This window comes from Nocardia goodfellowii, from assembly GCF_017875645.1.
GTDB lineage: Bacteria > Actinomycetota > Actinomycetes > Mycobacteriales > Mycobacteriaceae > Nocardia > Nocardia goodfellowii.
In genome coordinates this window covers 1203288-1224978 of sequence record NZ_JAGGMR010000001.1, presented here as the reverse complement: position 1 = coordinate 1224978, position 21691 = coordinate 1203288, and the positions used below count along the sequence as shown (strand labels likewise).

Genomic DNA, 21691 nt, shown 5'->3' with positions numbered 1-21691 from the left:
GTTCGGCTACCGGCTGGCGACCGGTACGGGTACCGCTTCGATGAGTTTGCGGGTGTATTCGTGCGTGGGTGCGGCGAAGATTTGTTCGGCGGGGCCGGATTCGACGATTTTGCCGCGGTACATGACGGCGATGTCGTGGGCGAGGTTGCGGACCACCGAGAGGTCGTGCGAGACGAACAGGTAGGAGAGTCCGCGTTCGCACTGCAGGTCGCGCAACAGGTTCAGGATGCCGGCTTGGATGGAGACGTCGAGGGAGGACACGGGTTCGTCCAGGACCAGCAGTTCGGGGTCGAGCGCGAGCGCGCGGGCGATGCTGATGCGTTGCTTCTGGCCGCCGGAGAAGTCGGCGGGGTAGCGGTCGGCATGTTCGGGCCGGAGTCCGACTTGTTCGAGTAGTTCCGGTACCCGCCTGGCGATTTCGGTGCGCGAGCGGCCGTCGATGCGCAACGGTTCGGCCAGGGCGTCGAAGACGGGCAGGCGCGGATCCAGCGACGCGGTGGGGTCTTGGAAGACGATCTGCATCTGCCTGCGGATCTCGCGCTTGTGCGGCTTGGTCATCGTGCTGACGTCGCGGCCGAGGATTTCGATGGTCCCGGCTTCGGGTCGGACCAGGTCGAGGATTTGGGTCAGGGTGGTGGATTTGCCGGAGCCGGACTCCCCGACCAGCGCCAGGGTGCGTCCGGCGCGCACTTCGAAGCTGATGCCGTCGACCGCCCGGACTTCGCCTTTGCGCCGCCGGAATACCACTCCGGCGGTGATCGGGAACGTCTTGACCAGGTCCGTTACCCGCAGTACCACTGCTGGATCGGGCCTGGCCTCGGCGGCGGGCTCGGAGATTTCCCGGCGGTAGGCGGTGAAAAGGTCGTCGGTGCCGACCTCGTCGGTACGGATGCAGGCGGCCGCGTGCCCCGGACCGGTCGGGTCCAAAGGTGGTTCGGCGACCCGGCATTCGTCGATCGCGATGGGGCAGCGGGGTGCGAACGAACAGCCGGGCGGCAGCGAATGCATGGCGGGCGGCGCGCCGACGATCGGGATCAGCGGTGTCCGCGGCGGACCATCGATGCGCGGGATGGAGCCGAGCAAGCCCACCGTGTAGGGCATGCGCGGCGCGCTGAAGAGTTCGTCGGCGGCGGCGGTTTCGACGATCCTGCCCGCGTACATGACCGCGACGCGGTCGGCTATGGTGGCGGCGATGCCCATGTCGTGGGTGATCATGACGACCCCGGCCCCGGTGATGTCACGTGCTTTGCGCAGCAGATTCAGGATTTGCGCCTGCACTGTGACATCGAGCGCGGTGGTGGGTTCGTCGCAGATGATCAGCTCGGGATCGTTGGCGATGGCCATGGCGATGACCACGCGCTGGCGCATGCCGCCGGAGAACTCGTGCGGAAATGACCGGGCGCGCACCGCCGCGTCGTCGATACCGACCAACTCGAGCAGCTCGACCGCTTTCGCTGCCGCTTCCTTGGTGCTCATCTTGCCGTGTGCAAGCAGCGCTTCGGCGATCTGCTCGCCGATCCGATACACCGGAGTCAGCGCGGACAGCGGGTCCTGGAACACCATGCTCACCGAACTGCCGCGGAGCCGTGACAATTGGCGGTCACCGAGCCCGAGCAGCTCCCGTCCCCGTAACCGGATCGACCCCTGCACTCGCGCCTGCTCGGGCAGCAGACCGATCACCGCCAGCGAGGACACCGATTTCCCGGAGCCGGATTCACCGACGATGGCCAGAACCTCGCCATCGGAGACGGTGTAGTCGACTCCACGCACCGCCTCGATGCGACCCTCTTCGCCGGGAAACGACACCCGCAGATCGGTGACCTCGAGCAGTGGCGGGTTCGTCATGCCTTCTCCTGCTTGCGTGCCCGCGCGCGCTTGGCGCTGGGATCGAAGGCGTCGCGCAGTCCGTCGCCGATCAAGTTCGCGCACAGGACCGTCAGCACGAGGAACCCGCCGGCGAACATGAACAGCCACGGATGGGTCAGCGCTGATTTCGTGCCCGCGGCGATCAACGAGCCCAGTGACACGTCGGGCGGCTGCACGCCGAAGCCCAGGAAGCTCAGCCCGGTCTCGGCCATGATCGCGGCTCCGACCGCGAGGGTGGTGTCGATGATCAAGATCGAGGCGATGTTGGGCACGATGTGCGAAACGATCACGGTTCGAGTCGGAGCGCCCATATAGCGTGCCGCGCGGACGAATTCGCGATCGCGCAGGCTCAGCGTGAGCCCGCGCACGATGCGGGCGCTGATCATCCACCCGAACGCGGCGAGCAGGATGATCAAAATAAGGATCGAGCCGCTGCCCTTGGTCCGCGGGGCGAAGATCGCGATGATGATGAAACTGGGGATCACCAGCAGCAGGTCGACCAGCCACATGATGGCCCGATCGGTCCAGCCGCCGAGCAGCCCGGCCACCGCTCCGGCGGTCGCGGCGATAGTGGTGGAGATCAGCGCCACGCACAAGCCGATGGTCAGCGACTTCTGCAGACCACGCAGCGTCTGAGCCAGCACGTCCTGGCCGATCAGGGTGGTACCGAACGGATGTTTCGCACTCGGCGGTTTCAGGAACGCCGTCGGATCCATCTGCTGGTAGTCATAGGCCAAAAACGGCGGCAGCGCATAGCTGATCACGAACAGCGCGATCAGGATCAACCCGCTCACCACCGCGGGCTTGTTGCGCAAAAACCTGCGCCACACCAGCTTTCGTCGCCCGGCCGCCGCCGGTGGCGCGCCCTGGACGATGAGCTCGGTTTCGGTCATGACACACGCACCCGGGGATCGAGGATCGCCAGCACCACATCCGAGAGCAACCCCGAGATGAGCACCACGAGTCCGGCGAACGCGGTCACGGTGACCACCACATAGAGGTCCTGGGCATTGATCGAATCGACCAGCCATTCCCCGACGCCGTGCCAGCCGAAGATCTTCTCGGTGAACGTCGCACCGGTGATCAACCCGCCCAGGCTGTAGGCGAACAGAGTGGCCATCGGGATGAGCGCGGTGCGAAGCCCGTGCTTATACAGAGCTTTTCCGCGGGACAGGCCTTTGGCTCGGGCGGTACGGATGAAATCGCTTTGCAGTACGTCGAGCATCGCGTTGCGCTGATAGCGGCTGTAACCGGCCATCGCGCCCATCGCCAGCGCCGTCGTAGGCAGTATCAGATGCTGTATCCGGTCGAGCAGTTGCGGCCAGAACCCGGCGATATGGCTGGCCGAGGTCTCCCCGGTATAGAGGAAGATCTGCTGGCCGGTCAGCGAATTCACTTCCAGCGCACCGTATTTCAGCAAAGTGGCGAGCAGGAAGATGGGCGTGCTCAATAACAACAGCGAAAACACCGTCGTGAAATAGTCACTGAACTTGTATTGCCGGATCGCGCCCGCCGCCCCGATCAGCACCCCCAGCACCGTGCCCACGATCGAGCCGATGATCAGCAGCCGCAAACTGACTCCGATCCGGCGCCCCAGCTCCTGACTAACCGGCTGGCCCGCCAGGGTCTTACCGAAATCCCCGTGCGCCACGCCCTTGATCCAGGTCACGTACCGCACCGGGATGGGTTCATCCAGATGCAGCTCCTCGGCTTTCGCGTCGATCACATATTGCGGCGGCCGCGGACTGGCCTGTTCGTATCGATCCAACGGTCGAAATGTCAACGAGGCCAAGGCAAATGTCAGGAACGACGCCAGCAGCAACAGCACGACGTAATTGAGAGCGCGTCGCAGCAAGAAGCCGGTCATCAGTCCTCACGGTCTTTCACCTGGGGGGTAGTAGGCACTGATCATAGGGAGGGAGGTCGGGTTCGCGCAGGCGAGAGGAGCTCAGGCATGTCGCGGGTGTCGGAGGGCGGGCCTATCCTGGCTGCACCGGCACGGTCGCGTCCGGTGAATGATGAGGGGGGACTGTGGGTTATCCGCAATACGACGGTGGGTATCAGCCCTATGCGACGGGGCCGGGCTGGGAGCCGGCGCCGGGTGGCGGCACGGCGATCACCGCGGGGGTGCTCGCGGCGCTGGGCGCGGTCGCGCAATTGATCAGCGGGGCGGGGGTGCTGGGACTCGGGCTGGTGACATCGGATGTGTTCGACGAGGAGGACGGGCTCTACGCTTTCGTCCTCGTCAGTGCGGGTTTCTCGCTGCTGACGGGCGTCCTGCTGGGGATCGGGGCGGTCACGCTGTTCCTGCGGAAGAAGATCGGCCGTGTCCTGGTCGCCGTCGCTTGCGCGATTCACATCCTGGCGCAGATCGTGAGCTTCGTGGTGGCCACGACCGCCGTCGGCGAATATTCCGGTGGTGCCGATCTGCTGGGTGCCGGTGTCGGCGGTTTGATCGCGATCGTCTTCCCGATCGCCACCCTGATTCTGGTGCTCTTGCCTTCGACGGCGCGCTGGCTGGCATATCAACCCGCGGCGGCGGGTTATCCGCCGCCGTACGGTTCGGGTTACCCGCCCGCCGGATATCCCCAACAGAACTCGTTCGCTCCCAACCAGTTCGGCGGTTTCGCGCAGGCCCCGTTCGGCCACGTTCCGGCGCCGGGTCTGCCCGAAGCACCGCCTGCTCAGCGCGTCGACGGGTTCGCCGACGCGCCGACCCAGGTCGCGCCGTGGAGCAATGGCGCGAGCCCGTCGCCGCCGGCCAACCCCTTCGAGAAACCCGACGACGGTGCCGGCCAGCGCCCCGGCTGAGGTGAGGCGCACGTCATACCCCGGTCGCGATCGCGACCGCGCCGAGACGGTTTTCCGGCAGGATGGAATAGGTGACCCGCCTGCACCTGCCCAAGCCCAAGATGGTGGCCTCCGATGTGGACGGCACGCTGATCGATCATGACGAGCGTGTGACCGCACGGACCAAAGCCGCGGTCGATGCCCTGATCGCCGACGGTGTGCCCTTCGTCCTCGCTACCGGCAGGCCGCCGCGCTGGATCGATCCGGTAGTCGACGGCCTCGGCTACGCCCCGCTGTGCGTCTGCGGCAACGGTGCGGTGATCTACGACAGCGCCACCGACAGCGTGCTCTCCAGCCGCACCCTCGACGTGGCGACCCTGTCCTGGCTCGCCGACGTCGCCGAAGCCGCGCTACCCGGATGCGGTCTGGCCGCCGAACGCGTCGGCGCACGCGCGCACGACGCGGTCACCCCGCAGTTCGTCAGTTCACCGCAGTACGAACACGCCTGGCTGAACCCGGACGACACCATGGTCGCCAGACACGAGGTGATCGATTCCCCCGCCGTGAAAATGCTGATCCGGCACCGGGACATGCGCAGCGGCGACATGCGCACCCAACTCGAACCACTGATCGGCGATCGCGCCGACATCACCTACTCCACCGACCATGGCCTGATCGAACTCTCCGCGCCCGGTGTCACCAAGGCCTCCGGCCTGGCCATCGTCGCCCAGCGCCTCGGCGTCGAACACTCCGCGATCATCGCGTTCGGCGACATGCCCAACGATGTTCCGATGCTGTCCATGGCCGGCCACGGCGTCGCCATGGCCAACGCCCACCCCGAGGCGATCGCCGCCGCCGACGAGGTCACCGGCACCAACGTCAACGACGGCGTCGCCCAGGTCCTCGAACGCTGGTGGTCCTGAGCACAGCGAACGGGCGATGCGGACTACGGGCGTAGGCGGCTCCGGTTCCCTGTGCTCGGCACGGAAGATTTCGCGAACCGCAGACATTGATGGAGCGGGCACGTTCGATCCCGGCAGTCCGCGACGTCGTAGTCGTGGAACCACGCGACGAATGCAGGAGTGATTTCCGCCTGTGTGTGGCCTCGGCTGGACCGGGTGCTCGGACCGGGCGACCTGCTCAGGCCGAGGCGGGCGAATCAGGCCGCAGGCGGAGGGGCACATTCACGGGATTGTGGCTTCGACCGGTGCGGATTTGTAAGCAGGAGAGCGTGCTTCGGCTTCAGCGAAGTCCCCGCTGCGGCGGAGCTTGGACACGGAGCGGCGACGGCTGAGCGAAGCCCCGCCCGCTGCAGGGAATCAGTTCGGAGCGGCGTCATCGACCGCGGCGGGTGCCTGGATCGCTGCGGGTGCTGGGACTGGAGCGGGGGCATCGATCGCTGGCGGTGCTTGGGCCGCGGGGGCGTCGGCCTGGGCGGGTGATGGAACCGCAGCTGGGGCTCGCGCCGGGTTGGGAGTATCGACCGAAGCGGGCGCCGGGGACGCTGTGGGGGAGTCGGCCGGAGCCGCCACGTTTGCGGGGGCGGAGCCCTCGGTGGGCGGGCCGTATGGGTCGGTGTTGATTTCCTTCCAGACCGTGGTGATGATCCCGTTCAACTCGTTGACGATGAGGGAGCCGTGCTGGAAATCCGAGCGCAGGCCGTTGAGCACCGGGTAGACGTTGCTGACGGGGAGGCCGAGCAGGCCGGTGTCGCCGCCGAGCGCGAGGAAGCGGTCGAGGATGCTGCCCGCCACTTCGAAGACCTGGCCGTTCGGCGGGCTGTAGACGTAGCCGTTGACGAACTTGGCGTACTGTCCGCCTCGCGCGGCGGGCATCGGCTCCGAACGCGGGGCGCCGAGCGGGCCGCTCGCGCCGCCCTTGGCCGCCCAGTGCTTGGCGATGACGTTGTCGTTGAGCATGCCGAGCAGTCGTTGGGTCAGCGCGGCCAGTTTCTCGGTGCTCTCGGCGGTCTGCGGGTCGGCGGGTTTCGGAGTGCCCATGGTGGTGGGCGCGGTGTTCGCTTTTCGCTGCTGGGGCTGGGAGGCGCGCGGCGCCGGGGCGGGCGCGTCGGCCGCGATCTCGCGAATGCGGTCCATCATCGCGTAGGCGGCGTCGCCGGGGCAGGTGGTGTTGCCGACATCGCGATGCGCGAAAACGATGGGCAGATCGATGGTTTGGCCTTGCGGGATCGGCGTGAACTCGGTGCCCTCGGATTCCATCACCGTGGATGCCTGGGGGTCGAGTCCCGCGAGCTTGGCGCGCCAGCCGACGAACCGGCCGATGGCGTCGATCGCGGCGTCGGTCGGCGGCTCCGAGACGTGGTTGCCCATCAGTGCCACACCGGAGGTGTTCTCGTTGAACCCGCCCGCGTGCGCGCCCTGCACCGGCTTGTCCAAACCGCCGGCGCGGCCTTCGAAGATCTGGCCGTACTTGTCGACCAGGGCGTTGTAGCCGATATCGCACCAGCCCAACGTTTTCGCGTGATAGGCGTAGATGGCGCGGACGATGCCGGCGGACTCGGACTTGTCGTAGTCGTTGCGGCCCGCGGTGTGGTGCACGGTGACGCCGCCGAGGAAGTCGTCATAGGTGGGGTCTTCGCAGCGGATCGATTCGTCCGCGCCCCAGCCCGCTCGGCTGATGACGTTCGGACCGCCGCCGGGTAGTTCCGCGGCGACCGCCGTGCGGGCGTTGTCGATCGCACCGCGACCCGGATCGATCAGCACCGCGGTCAACGGGGACAGGACGTCCCGGCCGAAAACTTCTTCGTCGCTGGGGAATTGGAGCTCGCCCTCCGGTTTCGGAGTGGCGATCGGAGCGGGCTGCTCGGGTGCGCGCTGAACCGCTTCTTTGCGAGTCACCAGGATCTGCACGGCCTTGGTGGAGCCGACGTAGATCGGCTCGGTACCCCTGGTCCGACTCGGCGCGCCGCGGTCGTTGCGGTGGGTGTCGACGGGTTCGGTTTCGTACCAGGGACCCCAACTGCCGTCGGGCTGCTTGGCCCGGACCATCGCCTTGGTGCCGGCGAGATCCTTGGCGGTGAGGGCCACCATGCTGAACGGTTTGTCCCGGGACAGTTCCTTCACCTGTGCGCCGACCTGCTCGAGTACCTCCGCTGGGATGGCGCCGGGAGTAAGAGCCGGTGTGTCCGGGCTGGTTTCAGGCCCGAAGATCGGACCGTTCGGCTTCGCCGGTATCGGGTCACCCGCGAGAACCGTTGTGCCGGGCAAGGTTCCGGGAATCGGTGCGGCGCTGGCTGGTGCCGGTGCGGTCGGGTTGCCGACGAAATCCTTTGCGTCGTGCGGCGGTCCGGCCGGAACGGCGGTGATATGCGGCGGCCCCGGGAGCGAGTTGTCCACTGGATCGGCGACGAACCGAGCGGTGTGTGGAGCCACTGCGGGAAGCGCGGGCGCCTGCGCAGTCGGCACCGAGTCGCCGGGCCTGCCGGTATCGGCCGGATTCGACGCACTGGAAATCATGCCTAGCAATGCCTCGACGGAACTTTGGTCGAAAGCCATCGGCGCCTGGTTCTCGAGGCCGGGGCTCGGTACGGAAAGTGTGCCGGTTGGTGCGGCAAATGCGCCGTTCGGCGCGGGGCGTGTGTGGGCCGGAACCGCGGGTGTGCCGTTCGGTGCGGCCGGTGCGGCGAGTGTGCCGTTCGGCGCGGGGCGTGTGCTGGCCGGAACCGCAGGTGTGCTGTTCGGTGCGGTCAGTGTGTCGGCCGGAGCGGCAACTGCGCTGTTCGGCGCGGGCAGTGTATTGGCCGGAACCGCGGGTGTGCCGTTCGGTGCGGTCAGTGTGCCAGCCGGAGCGGCAAGTGTGCCGTTGGACGCGGGAGGTGTGCTGGCTGGTGCGGCCAGTGTGTCGGCCGGAGCGGCAACTGCGCCGTTCGGCGCGGAGGGTGTGCCGGGAACCGTGGCGGTGTTGCCAGGAATCTGGCCACTCGCGGGGGGAGTCTGACCGGGAACCGCGGCCGATGGGCCGGGCGTCGAACCGGTCGAGTTGGGGTGCTGAGCTGGGGCCGGTTGGCCGTTGGTGGCGGGCGCTGTCGGCGCCGCGGGGCTCTGTCCGGGGATCGAGTATTTGCCGGGGTCCTGATCGGAACCCAATCTGGGGAGCGGGATCTGTCTGGGTAGCTCGACTCCGGGCGGCAGCGGCAGTCCCTCGGGGACCGGGATCGAGGCCGGGAGCGGCAATCTGCGTAAGTCGGACAGGCGCAGGTCCGGCAGCTCCAATCCGGTGAGTTCGCGCAGCGGCAGGGTGATCTCGGGGACCGAACTGAGCACGACCTCGGCCAGTTGCGCGGGGACGGCGGCGAATTCGCTGTCGTTCGCGGAGCGGTACTCGGTGGAATCGGCCAACTGCAGCGCTGCGAGCGGGGCCGAAACCGCGAGGGTGGTGACCACCGGGAGCACGTAGGAACGTTTCGGTCTGCGGTACGGCACGAGCATCTCCATTCAGGTCGAACCGGGCTCACATGTGCTTGCTTCTTGATGCATCACCGATCACACTAAGCAACAAATGTCACATGTCTAGATGTCAAGTTGAGGATTGCTCGAATGTAGCTTCCGAGTTCTGCCCCGATGCAGCGACATGCCGACGGCTACCGAACCGATGCGGTCGGCGGAAACCGGTGGGAGTGAACGAATGCGACGCAGACAACGCCCTCTTGGTGATCGGATCCGCCGCCCCGGCGGCCTGTGCAAAGCGCCCCGCAGACGCAGAATCCGGCCGTCCGCACTGACCGGAACGTGGCGCCCGCTGCTGGTCACCGGATGTGCGGCGGCCCTCGCCGGAATGCTGCTGACCTGGGTGAATTGGCCCGCCGAGTATCGGCAGCTGGCCGGACCGGGACATGGCAGGGGTATGAGTCAGCACGGCGCCTTCGACAACGCGGTACAGGGGTGGGCCGCCGAACGCATCCTCGAGCACTACTATCCGGGCGCGACGCTCGGCACCATCCCGCCGACCACCGTCGCGGTGCGTCTCACCGCCCAGGACGACTCCACGCTCGACACCTACGCCGAGGCGGGATTGCGGGTTGCCGGACAGGTGCTCGCGCCCGGCGAGGTCGCCCACCTGACCGCACTGCCCGACGGCGGTGCGAATGTCGTCGTGACCGTCGGATGCGACGGAGAAGTGCTGTGGCAGACCGAGACCCGTGATCCGTGGGTCTACCCCCTCGACCCGAATCCGGGGCGCCCCGCCGCCGAACATCTGATGCTGTGCAACGGCACCGGCTATCGCGGCGCACTCGGTCTGGCCACCGAGGACGGAGTGGCGCGCACCGTCAACCGGGTGAACGTGGAGGACTATCTGCTCGGCGTGGTCCCCGCCGAGATGCAGGCGAACTGGGCCGACAAGGGCGCGGGTGAGGCGTTGCGCGCGCAGGCCGTCGCCGCCCGGTCGTACGTGCTCGCCGAATCCCGCTACCCCTACGCCCAGACCTGCGACACCACCGACTGCCAGGTCTACGCGGGCACTGTGGTCGAAGACCCGCGCGCGGCCGAGGCCGTCCACGCCACCGCGGGCGCCGTACTGCTGCGCGACGGCCGAATCCTGCGCTCGGAATATTCCTCCGCCCCCGACGGCGGCGGTCCAGCCGACATCCACACCTTCGAAGTGGGCCCGACGCCCGCCGAACTCGGCATCGGGCACGTGCCGGAACCAATGGTCCAAGCCGCGGAAACCACATCGCCGATAGACCTCGAATTCCGCAGGCTCGGCGGCGATTCCGGCGCGCTGGGCCCGCCCCTCGGCCCGGAACTGCGTCTACCGCGCAGCATCGGCAGCTACCGCATGTTCACCAACGGCATCATCGTCGCCACCCCCGCCCTCGGCGCGCGCGTCGTCGATTTCACCACGCTCATGGAGTTGGCCCCCGGCGGCGTCGCCCAACCCGGACCGGCCGCCACTATCCCACCCCACACCGCCTCCACCCCCACCCCGCGACCGACGGTGAATATCCCTGCACCATACGCAGATTCGACGCACCATGAACCGGCCACCCCTGAACTCGCAGTGCCACCAGCACAACCCGCCGCCGCATCGCCGCCCGACCCCGGCATTCCCGCGCAGGCTGGTGCTCCGGCATTCGATGGCGAGGTGGAACTGGTTGCGCCGGAACACATTTCCGCGCAGCCGGAACTCGGCGGTGTAGACCCGAATGGGTAGCTCCGGCACCTGCAGTCTCCAGCACCGCCGAGTACCTTCGCGCGGTCGGAACAAGTGGAGGTCGACAGTATCCACCCCGAGTGAATAACCCCGCCTACGCAATTGTCACACCAAGTACTCGGCTTTCGCCGCAGCCTGGGAGCCCTGCGCCGCCGAAGTTCGACAGAGCCGACCGCATGGGTATTCGGCCCCCACAGTGCTCGTCTCCCCAAAGGCGCACGACCCCGCACCGCGCCGTGGTCGACCCCGCTCAATCCAGGCTGGTGTCACCCAGCGACTCGGCCAGGTCGCGCAGGAGGTCGGCCAACTGTGTCCGGTCGTCGACGCCGAGGGTTTCCAGTAGGCGTTTCTCGTTCGCCATGTGCAGCGGCAGTACCTTGTCGACCAGGGCGCGGCCCTCGGGGGTGAGCTGGACTCGGATGGCGCGGCGGTCGTTGGGGCAGGCGGCGCGCTGCACCAGGCCGCGGGCGGTCAGCCGGTCGACTCGGTTGGTGATCGCGCCTGAGGTGCGCATGGCGGAGCGGTTCAAAGCGCCTGCGGTGAGCCCGGTTTCGGCGCCCGCGCGACGCAGGGTGGCGAGCACGTCGAACTCCCAGAATTCCAGGTCGTGTCCGGCGAAGAACTTCTTGAGTTCGGCCTCCAGGAGTTGGGCGAGGCGGGTGATCCGGCCGATCACCGCCATGGGGGTGACGTCCACGTCGGGGCGTTCGCGCGCCCACTGGGCGGTGATGAGGTCGATCGCGTCGCTCATCCACAGCTCCTCTCGATATCGAAAATCTTAACGTTCATCTACTTGACGCTGAGACACCACGGCGAGTAGATATTTCAACGTTGAGATTATCAATGAGGAGCGAACGCCATGACAACCCCCGCAGTGCGAACCGGCTCACCCGCCGCCACTCTCGCGCTCACCGCCCTCACCCCGATCGTCTGGGGTTCCACCTACGCGGTCACCACCGAGTTCCTGCCTCCGGATCGCCCGCTGTTCACCGCGCTCATGCGTGCGCTGCCCGCGGGCTTGATCCTGCTCGCCTTCACCCGGACGCTGCCGCACGGCGCGTGGATCGGGCGGGCGGCCGTGCTCGGATTCCTCAATATCGGCGCGTTCTTCCCGCTGCTGTTCCTGGCTGCCTACCGGCTGCCGGGCGGTGTCGCCGGAGTACTGGGTGCGGTGGCGCCGATGTTCGCACTCGGATTCGCGGCCCTGGTGCTGGCCGAAAAGCTCAGCACCCGTAAGGCTCTCGCGGCGCTGGTGGGTGTCGCCGGGGTATCGCTGGTTGTGTTGCAGGGCACGGCGCGACTCGACGCCGTCGGCGTGGTCGCCGGACTGGCGGGTGCCGCGTCGATGGCGCTCGGCACCATCTTCACCAAGCGCTGGGGGCGTCCGGAGGGCGTCAGCCTGCTCGGTATGACCGGTTGGCAGCTCACCGCCGGCGGACTGTTCATCGCCCCGCTCGCGCTGGTCATCGAAGGCGCGCCACCCGCCTTGGACGGTGCGGCCATCGGCGGCTACCTCTACCTGGGCGTCATCGGAACAGCCGGCGCCTACTGGCTGTGGCTGCGCGGCATCTCCAAGGTGCCCGCCACCTCGGTCGCCTTCCTCGGGCTGCTGTCGCCGGTGTCGGCGGCCGTGATCGGCTGGATCGCCCTCGGTCAGGCACTCACTCCACTGCAGATGCTGGGTATGGCGGTCGCCCTCGGCGGCACGGTCCTCGGCCAGACCACCGCGCGGGTGCGCACGCTGCGACCCGTCGCGCCGCCGCAGGTGGAGGGCATACTGGTAAAGGCTTGACCTTGACGTTACGTCAACTTGCAGACTGGTTCCACCGACGAGAAACGGGAAGGAGAACTGGTGATGAGTACGGCATTCCGCACCGGCGAATGGTCCATCCAGGATCTGGCGAAGGCGGCCGGTACCACCAGCCGCACGCTGCGCCACTACGGCCAGCTCGGGCTGTTGCCGCCCAGCCGGACCGGCGCCAACGGCTACCGCTACTACGACCAGGACTCCCTCGTGCGGCTGCAACGCATCCTGCTGCTGCGGGAACTCGGCCTCGGCCTGCCGGCCATCGCCGAAGTCCTTGCCGGAGAACAGGATACGACCACCGCACTGCGCACGCACCTGGGTTTGCTACGGCAAGAACAGGATCGGATCCGGCGCCGGATCGACTCGGTACTGACCACGCTGCACAAGACGGAAAGAGGTGAGAAGCTCGTGGCCGCAGAGGTTTTCGACGGGTTCGACCACACCCAGTACAAGGACGAAGTAGAAGAGCGGTGGGGCAAACAGGCCTACGCCGACAGTGACAAATGGTGGCGTTCGCTGGACGAGGCCGGCAAGCAGGCGTTCCAGCAGGAGGCGCAGGACATCTCGCTCGGCTTCGCCGACGCCCGCGCCGCCGGTCACACCCCGGACAGCGCCGCGGTCCAGGCGCTCGCGGCCCGCCACCGGGCCTGGATGGGCCAGGGCTGGGGCGGCAAATCGGTCCCGCTGGAGACATTCGCCTGCATCGGCGAAATGTATGTCTCCGACGACCGCTTCCGGGCCAATTACGACGTCCACGGGGCGGGCACCGCGGAATTCGTCCGGGACGCCATGAAGATCTACGCCGAGACCCATCAGGACTGACGTAGCCGAACGCCGACGGCGCCCGCACAGCCGGTGCGGGCGCCTCCGGCAGGCCGACGCCATTTGCCGCCCACGCTGTGAAATCTGTCGCAAAGTCGTGCCCGCCGTGACTGCACCCAGCGCGGTTGCGCACTTCCGATACTCTGGGCTCCCGTGACCGTCGCATCGTCCCCCGGTAACTCCGCAAACTCCACTTTCGACCTGATCGTCGTCGGTTCGGGCTTTTTCGGCCTGACCATCGCCGAACGCGCTGCCACCCAGCTCGGCAAACGCGTGCTGGTCCTCGATCGCCGCCACCACCTGGGCGGGAACGCCTATTCGGAGCCGGAACCGGAAACCGGGATCGAAGTGCACGTCTACGGTGCACACCTGTTCCACACCTCGAACAAGCGCGTCTGGGATTACGTCACCCAGTTCACCGAGTTCACCGACTACAACCACCGCGTTTTCGCGATGCACAAGGGCCAGGCCTACCAGTTCCCGATGGGCCTCGGCCTGATCTCCCAGTTCTTCGGTCGCTACTTCACCCCGGACGAAGCCAAGAAGCTGATCGCCGAGCAGGCCGCCGAGGTCGAGACCAAGGATGCGCAGAACCTCGAGGAAAAGGCCATCTCGCTGATCGGCCGCCCGCTCTATGAAGCGTTCGTGCGCGATTACACCGCCAAGCAGTGGCAGACCGACCCGAAGGAACTGCCCGCCGGCAACATCACCCGCCTGCCGGTGCGCTACAACTTCAACAACCGCTACTTCAACGACACCTACGAGGGTCTGCCGAAGCAGGGGTACACGAAGTGGCTGGAGAACATGGCCGCCTCCGACCTCATCGAGGTCCGCGTGAACACCGACTGGTTCGACGTGCGCGACGAGCTGCGGGCCCAGAACCCGGACGCTCCCGTCGTCTACACCGGCCCGCTGGACCGCTACTTCGACTATGCCGAAGGCGAATTGGGCTGGCGCACCATCGATTTCGAGACCGAAGTGGTCGAAACCGGTGATTACCAGGGCACCTCGGTGATGAACTACAACGACGCGGACGTGCCCTACACCCGCATCATCGAGCCGCGCCACTTCCATCCGGAACGCGACTACCCGCAGGACAAGACGGTCATCATGCGCGAGTACTCCCGTTTCGCGCAGACCGGCGACGAGCCGTACTACCCGATCAACACCCCCGAGGACCGCGCCAAGCTGCTCGCCTACCGCGAGCGCGCCAAGGCCGAAACCGCTTCGCGCAAGGTGCTTTTCGGTGGCCGCCTGGGCACCTACCAGTACCTGGACATGCACATGGCGATCGGCAGCGCGCTCAATATGTTCGACAATGTGCTGCGCCCGCACCTGGAGTCCGGCGCCCCCCTCGTGGATGAGGACAACGCATGAGTTCGCCGTCGATGATCGATGAAGTGACCGAGACCCGCGCGATTTCGCTGCTGGCGCGCATCATCCTGCCGCGCCCGGGTGAGCCGCTCGACGTGCGCACCCTCTACCTGGAGGAGTCGACCACCAACGCGCGCCGCGCGCACGCCTCCACCCGCACCGAGCTGTCCATCGGCGCGGAATCCGAGGTCTCCTTCTGCACCTACTTCAACGCGCTGCCCGCCAGCTACTGGCGCCGCTGGAGCATTCTGAAGTCGGTGGTGCTGCGGCTGGAACTGGCCGGCCACGGCCGGGTCGACCTGTATCGCTCCAAAGCGGACGGTTCCCGGATCCACGTGCAGGGCGACGAGTTCGCGGTAGCGCCCGGCGCCGACTCCACCACCGTCGAGTTCGAGGCCGACCTCGGTCCGTTCGAGGACGGCGGCTGGCTGTGGTTCGACATCACCACCGACACGGCGGTCACACTGCTGTCCGGCGGCTGGTACGCGCCCGTCGAAGCGCCCGGCGCGGGCACCATCGCCTGCGGCATGCCGACCTTCAACCGGCCCACGGATCTGGTGAAAACCCTTGCCGCCCTGGGGTCGGACCCGCTGGTGCTCGAGCACGTCGCCAAGGTCATCGTGGCCGACCAGGGCAACCGCAAGGTCGTCGACGAGCCCGGCTTCACCGAAGCCGCCGCGACACTGGGTGACCGGCTGGTCATCCGCGATCAGCCCAACCTCGGCGGTTCCGGCGGATACAGCCGCGTCATGTACGAGGCACTGAAGCACTCCGACGCCGAGTACATCGTCTACATGGACGACGACATCGAGATCGAACCCGATTCGATCCTGCGCGCGCTCGCCTTCTCCCGCTTCACCAAATCGCCGATGCTGGTCGGCGGGCAGATGTTGAACCTGCAGGAACGCTCGCACCTGCACTCCATGGGCGAGGTCGTCGATCGCGGCGTCTTCATGTGGTCCTCGGCCCCGAATGTCGAGTACGACCACGACTTCTCGAAGTATCCGCTCAAGGATCGCGACAACTCCAAGCTGCTGCACCGGCGCATCGACGTCGACTTCAACGGCTGGTGGACCTGTGTCATCCCGCGTCAGGTGGCCGAGGAGATCGGGCAGCCGCTGCCGCTGTTCCTGAAGTGGGACGACGTCGAATACGGTTTGCGCGCCCGCGATCACGGCTACCCGACGGTCACCCTGCCCGGCGCGGCGGTGTGGCACATGGCGTGGAGCGACAAGGACGACGCCATCGACTGGCAGGCCTACTTCCACCTGCGCAACCGCCTGGTGGTGGCCTCGCTGCAGTTGCCCGGCAACGGCCGCGGCATGGTCGTCAACACCATCAAGGCGACGCTGAAGCACCTGCTCTGCCTGGAGTATTCGACCGTCGCGATCCAGAATCTCGCGATCAAGGACTTCCTGGCCGGACCGGAGCGGCTGTTCCAGCTGCTGCCGAGCGCCCTGGGCGCGGTGCACGAGTTGCGCAAGCAGTTCCCGGACGCGGTGATCCTCCCGTCCTCCACCGAACTGCCGCTGGCCAGCCACCTCGGTGTCGGCGCGGTCGGTGAGCCGCCGAACCCGATCGCCAAGGTGGTCCGCCTGGCCAAGGGGCTGGTGCACAACGTCAAGCCCGCGCACACCGAACATCACCAGACCCCGCAGTTGAACGTGCCCACGCTGGACGCGCGTTGGTTCCTGCTCTCGCAGGTCGACGGTGTCACCGTGACCACGGCCGACGGCCGCGGCGTCGTCTACCGCAAGCGGGATCCGCGCCAGGCGCTCGGCCTGTTCAAAGAGGCCATGCGGCTGCGCAAGGAACTGGCCGCCCGGTTCCCGGAAATGCAGAAGCGCTATCGTGCCGCGCATCCGGAACTCACCAGCACCGCCGCGTGGGAAAAGGCCTTCGGCATCCGAGCCGCGGAGCCCGCGCAGCAAGCAGACCGTGCCGAGAAGGGGAGCGACCAGAAGTGAACGCCGTGCACCGGAGTTTTTCCGCGGACGCACTACCGGACGAGTTCAGCGTGGAAGATCGTCCCGCCCAGGCGAACCGGCCACCCGAGGTCGCGATCCTCAACGCCGTGCAGTCCACGATCGGCGCGAACCCGGCGGTGGTCTCGGCCGCGCGGGGCATGTCGCACTTCGGTGAGCACGCGCTCGGCTGGGTCGGCATCGCCGCGGCCGGGTGGCTGGTCGACAAGCCCCGCCGCCGGCAGTGGGCCGGGGTCGCGGTCGGCGCGGTCGGCGCGCACGCCGCCTCCATCGTGATCAAACGCGTGGTCCGTCGTCCCCGTCCGAACGATCCGTCGGTGCAGGTCAACGTGAGCACGCCGAGCAAGTTGAGCTTTCCGTCCTCGCATGCCACCTCCACGACCGCGGCTGCCGTGTTGCTCGGCAGGCTGACCGGGCTACCCTTGCCTGCGGTGCTCGTTCCGCCGATGCTGCTCTCCCGGGTCGTCCTCGGAGTGCACTATCCCTCCGACGTGCTCGCCGGATCCGCGCTCGGCGCCGCGTCCGCCGCCGTGGTGCTTGCCGCCGAAAAGAGACTCGATAAGTCGTGACCACTGCCGAGGAAAAGACTGAGGATGCTAGCAATAAGCACAGCCGAGGTGTCGCTCGTGCCGGAGCCGAACCCCAGCGAGGCGGCGGCATGAGCGAGGAGCCGACCAGCACGGACCTAGCCGAAGCGGTCGTCAAGGGTCCGCCGAAGACACTGGCCGGCGGGGTGATCAAGGCCATGCGGCCGCGCCAGTGGGTGAAGAACGTCCTGGTGCTGGCCGCGCCGCTGGCCGCCGGTCCCGATGTGGTCGGCGATTTCGGCGTGCTCGGGAACGTGGCGATCGCGTTCGTGGTGTTCTGTATGGCCGCCTCGGGCATCTATCTGGTCAACGACTCGATGGACGTCGACGCCGACCGCGCGCACCCGACCAAGCGGTACCGCCCGATCGCCGCCGGAGTGGTGCCGGTGAACCTGGCCTACGGGCTGGCGCTGGTGCTGCTGACCGGTTCGATTCTGTTGTCCTTCCTGGCCTCTTGGCATCTGGCCATCGTGATGTCGGTGTACATCGGCATCCAGCTGGCCTACTGCTTCGGCCTGAAGCATCAGGCGGTGCTCGATGTCTGCATCGTGTCCTCGGGCTTCCTGCTGCGCGCGGTGGCCGGCGGCGCGGCGGCGGGCATCGATCTGTCGCAGTGGTTCCTGCTGGTGATGGCGTTCGGTTCGCTGTTCATGGCGGCGGGCAAGCGCTACGCCGAACTGCAGATCGCGCTGGGTACCGGCGCCAAGATCCGCAAGTCGCTGGAGTACTACACCCCCACATATCTGCGTTTCATCTGGACCCTCGCCGCGACCGCCCTGGTGATCTTCTATGGTCTGTGGGCGTTCCAGCAGGGCGAGAAGAACGAAACCATCTGGTACGCGATTTCGATGGTGCCGTTCACCATCGCAGTCCTGCGTTACGCGGTCGACGTCGATGGCGGCGAGGCCGGTGAGCCCGAAGAGATCGCGCTGGGGGACCGGATCCTCCAGTTCCTCGCAATCGCTTGGATCGGAGCGGTAGGTGTCGCTGTCTATCTCACCTGACGAGATGTTGGTTGCGGAAGTGGAGCGGATCGGAGACGAGGCGGAGCGTGACGAGCGCTCCGCCTCGCGGTTCGCTGTGCTATCCCGCACCACCTTCGTCGGTGGGATCGTGCTCACCGCCGTGCTTTTCGCGGTCGGCGGCTGGAATCGGCGCTGGATCGCCGACGACGGCCTGATCGTGCTGCGCACCATCCGGAACCTGCTCGCGGGCAACGGACCGGTGTTCAACGCGGGCGAACGCGTGGAAGCCAACACCAGCACCGCCTGGACCTACCTGGTGTGGTTCTTCAGCTGGGTGACCCAGGCCCGCCTGGAGTACGTAGTGCTCGGCATCGCGCTCACGATGTCGATCCTGGCCGTGATCTTCGCCATGCTCGGGTCGGCTCGGCTGTGGGGTGGGACCACCTCGGCGCTGTTGCTGCCGGCCGGTGTGCTCGTCTATGTCGCGCTGCCGCCGTCCCGCGACTACGCCACCTCCGGTCTGGAGAGCGGCCTGGTCATCTGCTGGATCGGTCTGCTCTGGTGGCTGATGATGCGCTGGGCGCGGGCCGATCGGGTGCGCATGCCCGCGCTGTTCGGTCTGGTCTTCCTCGCCGGACTGGCCCCGCTGATCCGCCCCGAGATGACGCTCGTCGGCGCGCTGGCGTTGCTGATGATCTTCCTGGCGCCGATGCCGGAGTCGCGCTTGCGGCCGATCTTCCTGCGCGCCTTCATCGTTGCCGTCGCCGGGCTGGTGCCGCTGGGCTACCAGATCTGGCGAATGGGCTACTACGGCCTGCCCTACCCGAACACCGCCGTCGCCAAGGACGCGGGCGGTGCGAAGTGGAGCCAGGGCTTCACCTACCTGTGGGACTTCGCCGGGCCGTACCACCTCTACCTCCCGGTCCTGTTGCTGCTCGTCGTCGGTGTGCTCGCCGCCCGCCTGCGCCGCACGCACGGCGAACGGCAGCCCTGGACCGTGCGGCGGTTCCGGGAATGGCTGCGCTCACCCGGCGCGGTGGTCACCATGGTGATCGGCGCCGGGCTGCTGCTCGCCGTCTACGCCCTGCGCGTCGGCGGTGACTTCATGCACGGACGCATGCTGCTGCCGCAGTTGTTCCTGCTGTTGCTGCCGGTCGCCGTCATCCCGATCAAGCTGCCCGCGCCGGGCCGCGGGATGAATTGGGCGCTGGCGGGCATCCTGCTCGCCTGGATCGGCACCCTCGGCTGGTCGCTGTTCGCCGCCGGCACCACCGCGATCAAGACCGGCACCGTCATCCGGCCGTCCGGCATCGTGGACGAGCGCATCTACTACGTGCTCAACACCGGCCACGACCATCCGATCCGCGCCGAGGACTACCTCGACTACCCGCGCATCCGGGCCATGGTCGACGACATCGCCGCCAACCCCAACGGCGGCGTGCTGCTGAACTCCCCGTCGTTCATGTTCTGGTACGTCGCGCCGCCGCCGCTGCCGATCCCCGAGGGCGGGGCCGGGCATACGGTGTATTTTCTGAACTTGGGCATGACCAGCATGAACGTCCCGCTGGACGTGCGCGTCATCGATCCGATGGGCCTGGCCTATCCGCTGGCCGCGCACACCGAGCGGCTCGCCGACGGCCGGATCGGGCACGACAAGAGCCTGTACCCGGACTGGGTCATCGTCGAGGCCGGCATGGTCGACGTGAAGCCGTGGATGCCGTGGTACCTGGACGAGAAGTGGGTAGCGCAGGCGCGCACCGCGATGTCCTGCCCGGCGACCGAGGCGCTGCTCATCTCCTACCGCGATCCGCTCACCTGGGACCGGTTCAAGCACAACCTGCTCCATTCGCTGACCTTCGCCAAATACCGGATGGATCGGGTGCCGAAGTACGAGATCGAGCGCTGTGGATTGGTGAACCCCTATCCGGATCCGCCGCGATAATGGGGACGCTCGGCAAAGAAATCCGTGCACTTCACAAAGGGTCGTAAACGTGTCATGCGCCTCAGTCATATCGGTTTGATAACGCGAGGGCATCGATGGAGCGATACCCTCGGTGAAAGTGCGCCCGTCGGGGGCGTCCACTCTGCGTGGGCAGATTCCGGCGGGGCTGATCGTCGAAGGCGGCCGAACTCGGCCGCGATGAGGGAAAGGCCCCACAGAAATATGCGACGCCTCAGAGTCCGGAGAGCCGGTTCTTGGCTTAAGAAGTCGGTACTGGTTTCGCTGGCGGCGGTACTGCCGCTCGGCGCGTCCGTCGCCGCCGGAGCCCCGGCCGCGCAAGCCGCGTTCAACCCGACGGGCTTCGACTTCTGGGTCGACTCCAGCATGGGCCCGATCAAGTCGCGCGTCTTCCGCGCGGCCGACGGCAACACCAACCGCGTGGTCTACGTGCTCGACGGCATGCGCGCCCGCGGCGACCTAAACGGCTGGGAAATCGAGACCAACGTGCCCGCCGCGCTGGTCAACGCCAACATCAACGTCGTCATGCCGGTCGGCGGCCCGTCCAGCTTCTACGCGGACTGGAACGGTCCGAGCACCTTCATGGGTATCGCCACCGGCTCCGGCCCGTCCGGTTCCTCCTCGGGGTCCTCGATGACAGGTTCCTCGGGCTGGCAGGAGACCCTCGGCAAGGCGAACACCTACAAGTGGGAAACCTTCCTCACCCAGAACCTGAAGAACGCGCTGCGCGACCGCCTGGGCTTCAGCCCGGTCCGCAACGGCGTGTTCGGCCTGTCCATGGGCGGTTCCGCGGCGCTGACCCTGGCCGCCTATCACCCGGACCAGTTCAACTACGCCGGTTCGTTCTCCGGCTACCTGAACATCTCCGCGCCGGGCATGCGTGAGGCGCTGCGCGTCGCCATGATCAGCGCGGGCGGCTACAACATCGACGCCATGGCCCCGCCGTGGGGTCCGGCCTGGCTGCGGATGGACCCGTTCGTGTTCGCGCCGCGGCTGAAGGCCGACAACACCCGCCTGTGGGTGGCCGCCGGTAGCGCGCTGCCGCAGGCCGGCGACATCAACAACCCGATGGATGTCATCCAGGGCATGCCGCTGGAAGCGCTGGCGCTGGTCAACACCCGTGCCTTCCAGGTGCGTATGGCGACGCTGGGCTACCAGAACGTCACCTACAGCTTCCCGTCCGCCGGTATCCACAACTGGGCGAACTGGGAGGCCGAGGCCTACCGGATGATTCCGGATATGTCGGCCACCATCGGCTAGTCGGCCGTAGTCTCTCCCACCGCCCGGTGCGTTCGCGCACCGGGCGGTTTTCGTTTCGGGCACATCCGCGGCACCCGGCGGCAACGAATCGCAAGGGCTATATA

16 protein-coding genes are annotated in these 21691 nt (G+C 67.2%); 11 read left to right on the top strand and 5 right to left on the bottom strand.

Going from position 1 to position 21691, the window contains the following annotated elements; all coding sequences use genetic code 11:
• Positions 1-6: 6 nt before the first annotated feature.
• The 3 genes from BJ987_RS05085 to BJ987_RS05075 are packed head-to-tail and all read right to left on the bottom strand — an operon-like array spanning position 7 to position 3733.
• On the bottom strand, positions 7-1845 hold the full coding sequence (locus BJ987_RS05085; RefSeq protein ID WP_209885119.1) for an ABC transporter ATP-binding protein: 1839 nt from the start codon (positions 1843-1845) through the stop codon (positions 7-9).
• Positions 1842-2759, bottom strand: coding sequence for an ABC transporter permease (locus BJ987_RS05080; RefSeq protein WP_209885117.1), 918 nt, complete (start codon positions 2757-2759; stop codon positions 1842-1844). Before BJ987_RS05080 ends, BJ987_RS05085 begins: the two co-directional genes overlap by 4 nt.
• Positions 2756-3733 carry an ABC transporter permease gene (locus BJ987_RS05075; RefSeq protein ID WP_209885115.1) on the bottom strand — a complete coding sequence of 326 codons (978 nt, stop codon included), beginning with the start codon at positions 3731-3733 and terminating at the stop codon, positions 2756-2758. Before BJ987_RS05075 ends, BJ987_RS05080 begins: the two co-directional genes overlap by 4 nt.
• Before the next feature lie 164 nt (positions 3734-3897).
• On the opposite strand from BJ987_RS05075, the gene BJ987_RS05070 reads away from it, so the two are divergent.
• Both BJ987_RS05070 and BJ987_RS05065 read left to right on the top strand, forming a co-directional pair.
• Positions 3898-4677, top strand: a complete 780-nt coding sequence (locus BJ987_RS05070) for a hypothetical protein (protein ID WP_209885113.1) — start codon at positions 3898-3900, stop codon at positions 4675-4677.
• A 101-nt stretch (positions 4678-4778) separates the two neighbouring features.
• Positions 4779-5579 carry an HAD family hydrolase gene (locus BJ987_RS05065; protein ID WP_209897870.1) on the top strand — a complete coding sequence of 267 codons (801 nt, stop codon included), beginning with the start codon at positions 4779-4781 and terminating at the stop codon, positions 5577-5579.
• 396 nt (positions 5580-5975) lie between these two features.
• Here the strand turns inward: BJ987_RS05065 and BJ987_RS05060 are convergent, their stop codons facing one another.
• Complete coding sequence (locus tag BJ987_RS05060; protein WP_245366552.1) at positions 5976-9104, bottom strand: N-acetylmuramoyl-L-alanine amidase; 3129 nt, start codon at positions 9102-9104, stop codon at positions 5976-5978.
• A 196-nt stretch (positions 9105-9300) separates the two neighbouring features.
• Between BJ987_RS05060 and BJ987_RS05050 the strand changes: the two genes are divergently transcribed.
• On the top strand, positions 9301-10827 hold the full coding sequence (locus BJ987_RS05050) for a SpoIID/LytB domain-containing protein (RefSeq protein WP_245365827.1): 1527 nt from the start codon (positions 9301-9303) through the stop codon (positions 10825-10827).
• A gap of 250 nt (positions 10828-11077) precedes the next feature.
• Here the strand turns inward: BJ987_RS05050 and BJ987_RS05045 are convergent, their stop codons facing one another.
• On the bottom strand, positions 11078-11578 hold the full coding sequence (locus BJ987_RS05045; protein WP_209885111.1) for a MarR family winged helix-turn-helix transcriptional regulator: 501 nt from the start codon (positions 11576-11578) through the stop codon (positions 11078-11080).
• Between the two features lie 108 nt (positions 11579-11686).
• Between BJ987_RS05045 and BJ987_RS05040 the strand changes: the two genes are divergently transcribed.
• From BJ987_RS05040 to BJ987_RS05005, 8 genes are all read left to right on the top strand, one after another.
• Entirely contained in the window at positions 11687-12619 is a 933-nt protein-coding gene (locus tag BJ987_RS05040; RefSeq protein ID WP_209885109.1) for an EamA family transporter, read from the top strand.
• A 63-nt stretch (positions 12620-12682) separates the two neighbouring features.
• Complete coding sequence (locus BJ987_RS05035) at positions 12683-13456, top strand: MerR family transcriptional regulator (RefSeq protein ID WP_209885107.1); 774 nt, start codon at positions 12683-12685, stop codon at positions 13454-13456.
• A gap of 153 nt (positions 13457-13609) precedes the next feature.
• Positions 13610-14833: a UDP-galactopyranose mutase gene (gene glf / locus BJ987_RS05030; protein ID WP_209885105.1), complete on the top strand. Its 1224-nt coding sequence runs from the start codon at positions 13610-13612 to the stop codon at positions 14831-14833.
• On the top strand, positions 14830-16797 hold the full coding sequence (locus BJ987_RS05025; RefSeq protein WP_209885103.1) for a glycosyltransferase: 1968 nt from the start codon (positions 14830-14832) through the stop codon (positions 16795-16797). The genes glf and BJ987_RS05025 overlap by 4 nt, the downstream gene beginning before the upstream one ends.
• 50 nt (positions 16798-16847) lie before the next feature.
• Positions 16848-17384, top strand: coding sequence for a phosphatase PAP2 family protein (locus BJ987_RS05020; protein ID WP_209897863.1), 537 nt, complete (start codon positions 16848-16850; stop codon positions 17382-17384).
• 89 nt (positions 17385-17473) lie between these two features.
• Positions 17474-18406: a decaprenyl-phosphate phosphoribosyltransferase gene (locus tag BJ987_RS05015; RefSeq protein WP_209885101.1), complete on the top strand. Its 933-nt coding sequence runs from the start codon at positions 17474-17476 to the stop codon at positions 18404-18406.
• Positions 18407-18410: 4 nt separating this feature from the next.
• A complete protein-coding gene (locus BJ987_RS05010; RefSeq protein ID WP_245365826.1) occupies positions 18411-20309 on the top strand; it encodes an arabinofuranosyltransferase AftB family protein in 1899 nt (632 codons plus the stop codon).
• A 222-nt stretch (positions 20310-20531) separates the two neighbouring features.
• Positions 20532-21587: an alpha/beta hydrolase gene (locus BJ987_RS05005; RefSeq protein ID WP_209885099.1), complete on the top strand. Its 1056-nt coding sequence runs from the start codon at positions 20532-20534 to the stop codon at positions 21585-21587.
• Positions 21588-21691 lie beyond the last annotated feature (104 nt).

Excerpts from the sequence above, each read along its gene's own strand:
- BJ987_RS05085 (WP_209885119.1), bottom strand. The coding sequence starts at position 1,845 with ATGACGAACCCGCCACTGCTCGAGGTCACCGATCTGCGGGTGTCGTTT.
- BJ987_RS05080 (WP_209885117.1), bottom strand. The coding sequence starts at position 2,759 with ATGACCGAAACCGAGCTCATCGTCCAGGGCGCGCCACCGGCGGCGGCC.
- BJ987_RS05075 (WP_209885115.1), bottom strand. The coding sequence starts at position 3,733 with ATGACCGGCTTCTTGCTGCGACGCGCTCTCAATTACGTCGTGCTGTTG.
- BJ987_RS05065 (WP_209897870.1), top strand. The coding sequence starts at position 4,779 with ATGGTGGCCTCCGATGTGGACGGCACGCTGATCGATCATGACGAGCGT.
- BJ987_RS05060 (WP_245366552.1), bottom strand. The coding sequence starts at position 9,104 with ATGCTCGTGCCGTACCGCAGACCGAAACGTTCCTACGTGCTCCCGGTG.
- BJ987_RS05050 (WP_245365827.1), top strand. The coding sequence starts at position 9,301 with ATGCGACGCAGACAACGCCCTCTTGGTGATCGGATCCGCCGCCCCGGC.
- BJ987_RS05045 (WP_209885111.1), bottom strand. The coding sequence starts at position 11,578 with ATGAGCGACGCGATCGACCTCATCACCGCCCAGTGGGCGCGCGAACGC.
- BJ987_RS05040 (WP_209885109.1), top strand. The coding sequence starts at position 11,687 with ATGACAACCCCCGCAGTGCGAACCGGCTCACCCGCCGCCACTCTCGCG.
- BJ987_RS05035 (WP_209885107.1), top strand. The coding sequence starts at position 12,683 with ATGAGTACGGCATTCCGCACCGGCGAATGGTCCATCCAGGATCTGGCG.
- BJ987_RS05025 (WP_209885103.1), top strand. The coding sequence starts at position 14,830 with ATGAGTTCGCCGTCGATGATCGATGAAGTGACCGAGACCCGCGCGATT.
- BJ987_RS05015 (WP_209885101.1), top strand. The coding sequence starts at position 17,474 with ATGAGCGAGGAGCCGACCAGCACGGACCTAGCCGAAGCGGTCGTCAAG.
- BJ987_RS05010 (WP_245365826.1), top strand. The coding sequence starts at position 18,411 with ATGTTGGTTGCGGAAGTGGAGCGGATCGGAGACGAGGCGGAGCGTGAC.
- BJ987_RS05005 (WP_209885099.1), top strand. The coding sequence starts at position 20,532 with ATGCGACGCCTCAGAGTCCGGAGAGCCGGTTCTTGGCTTAAGAAGTCG.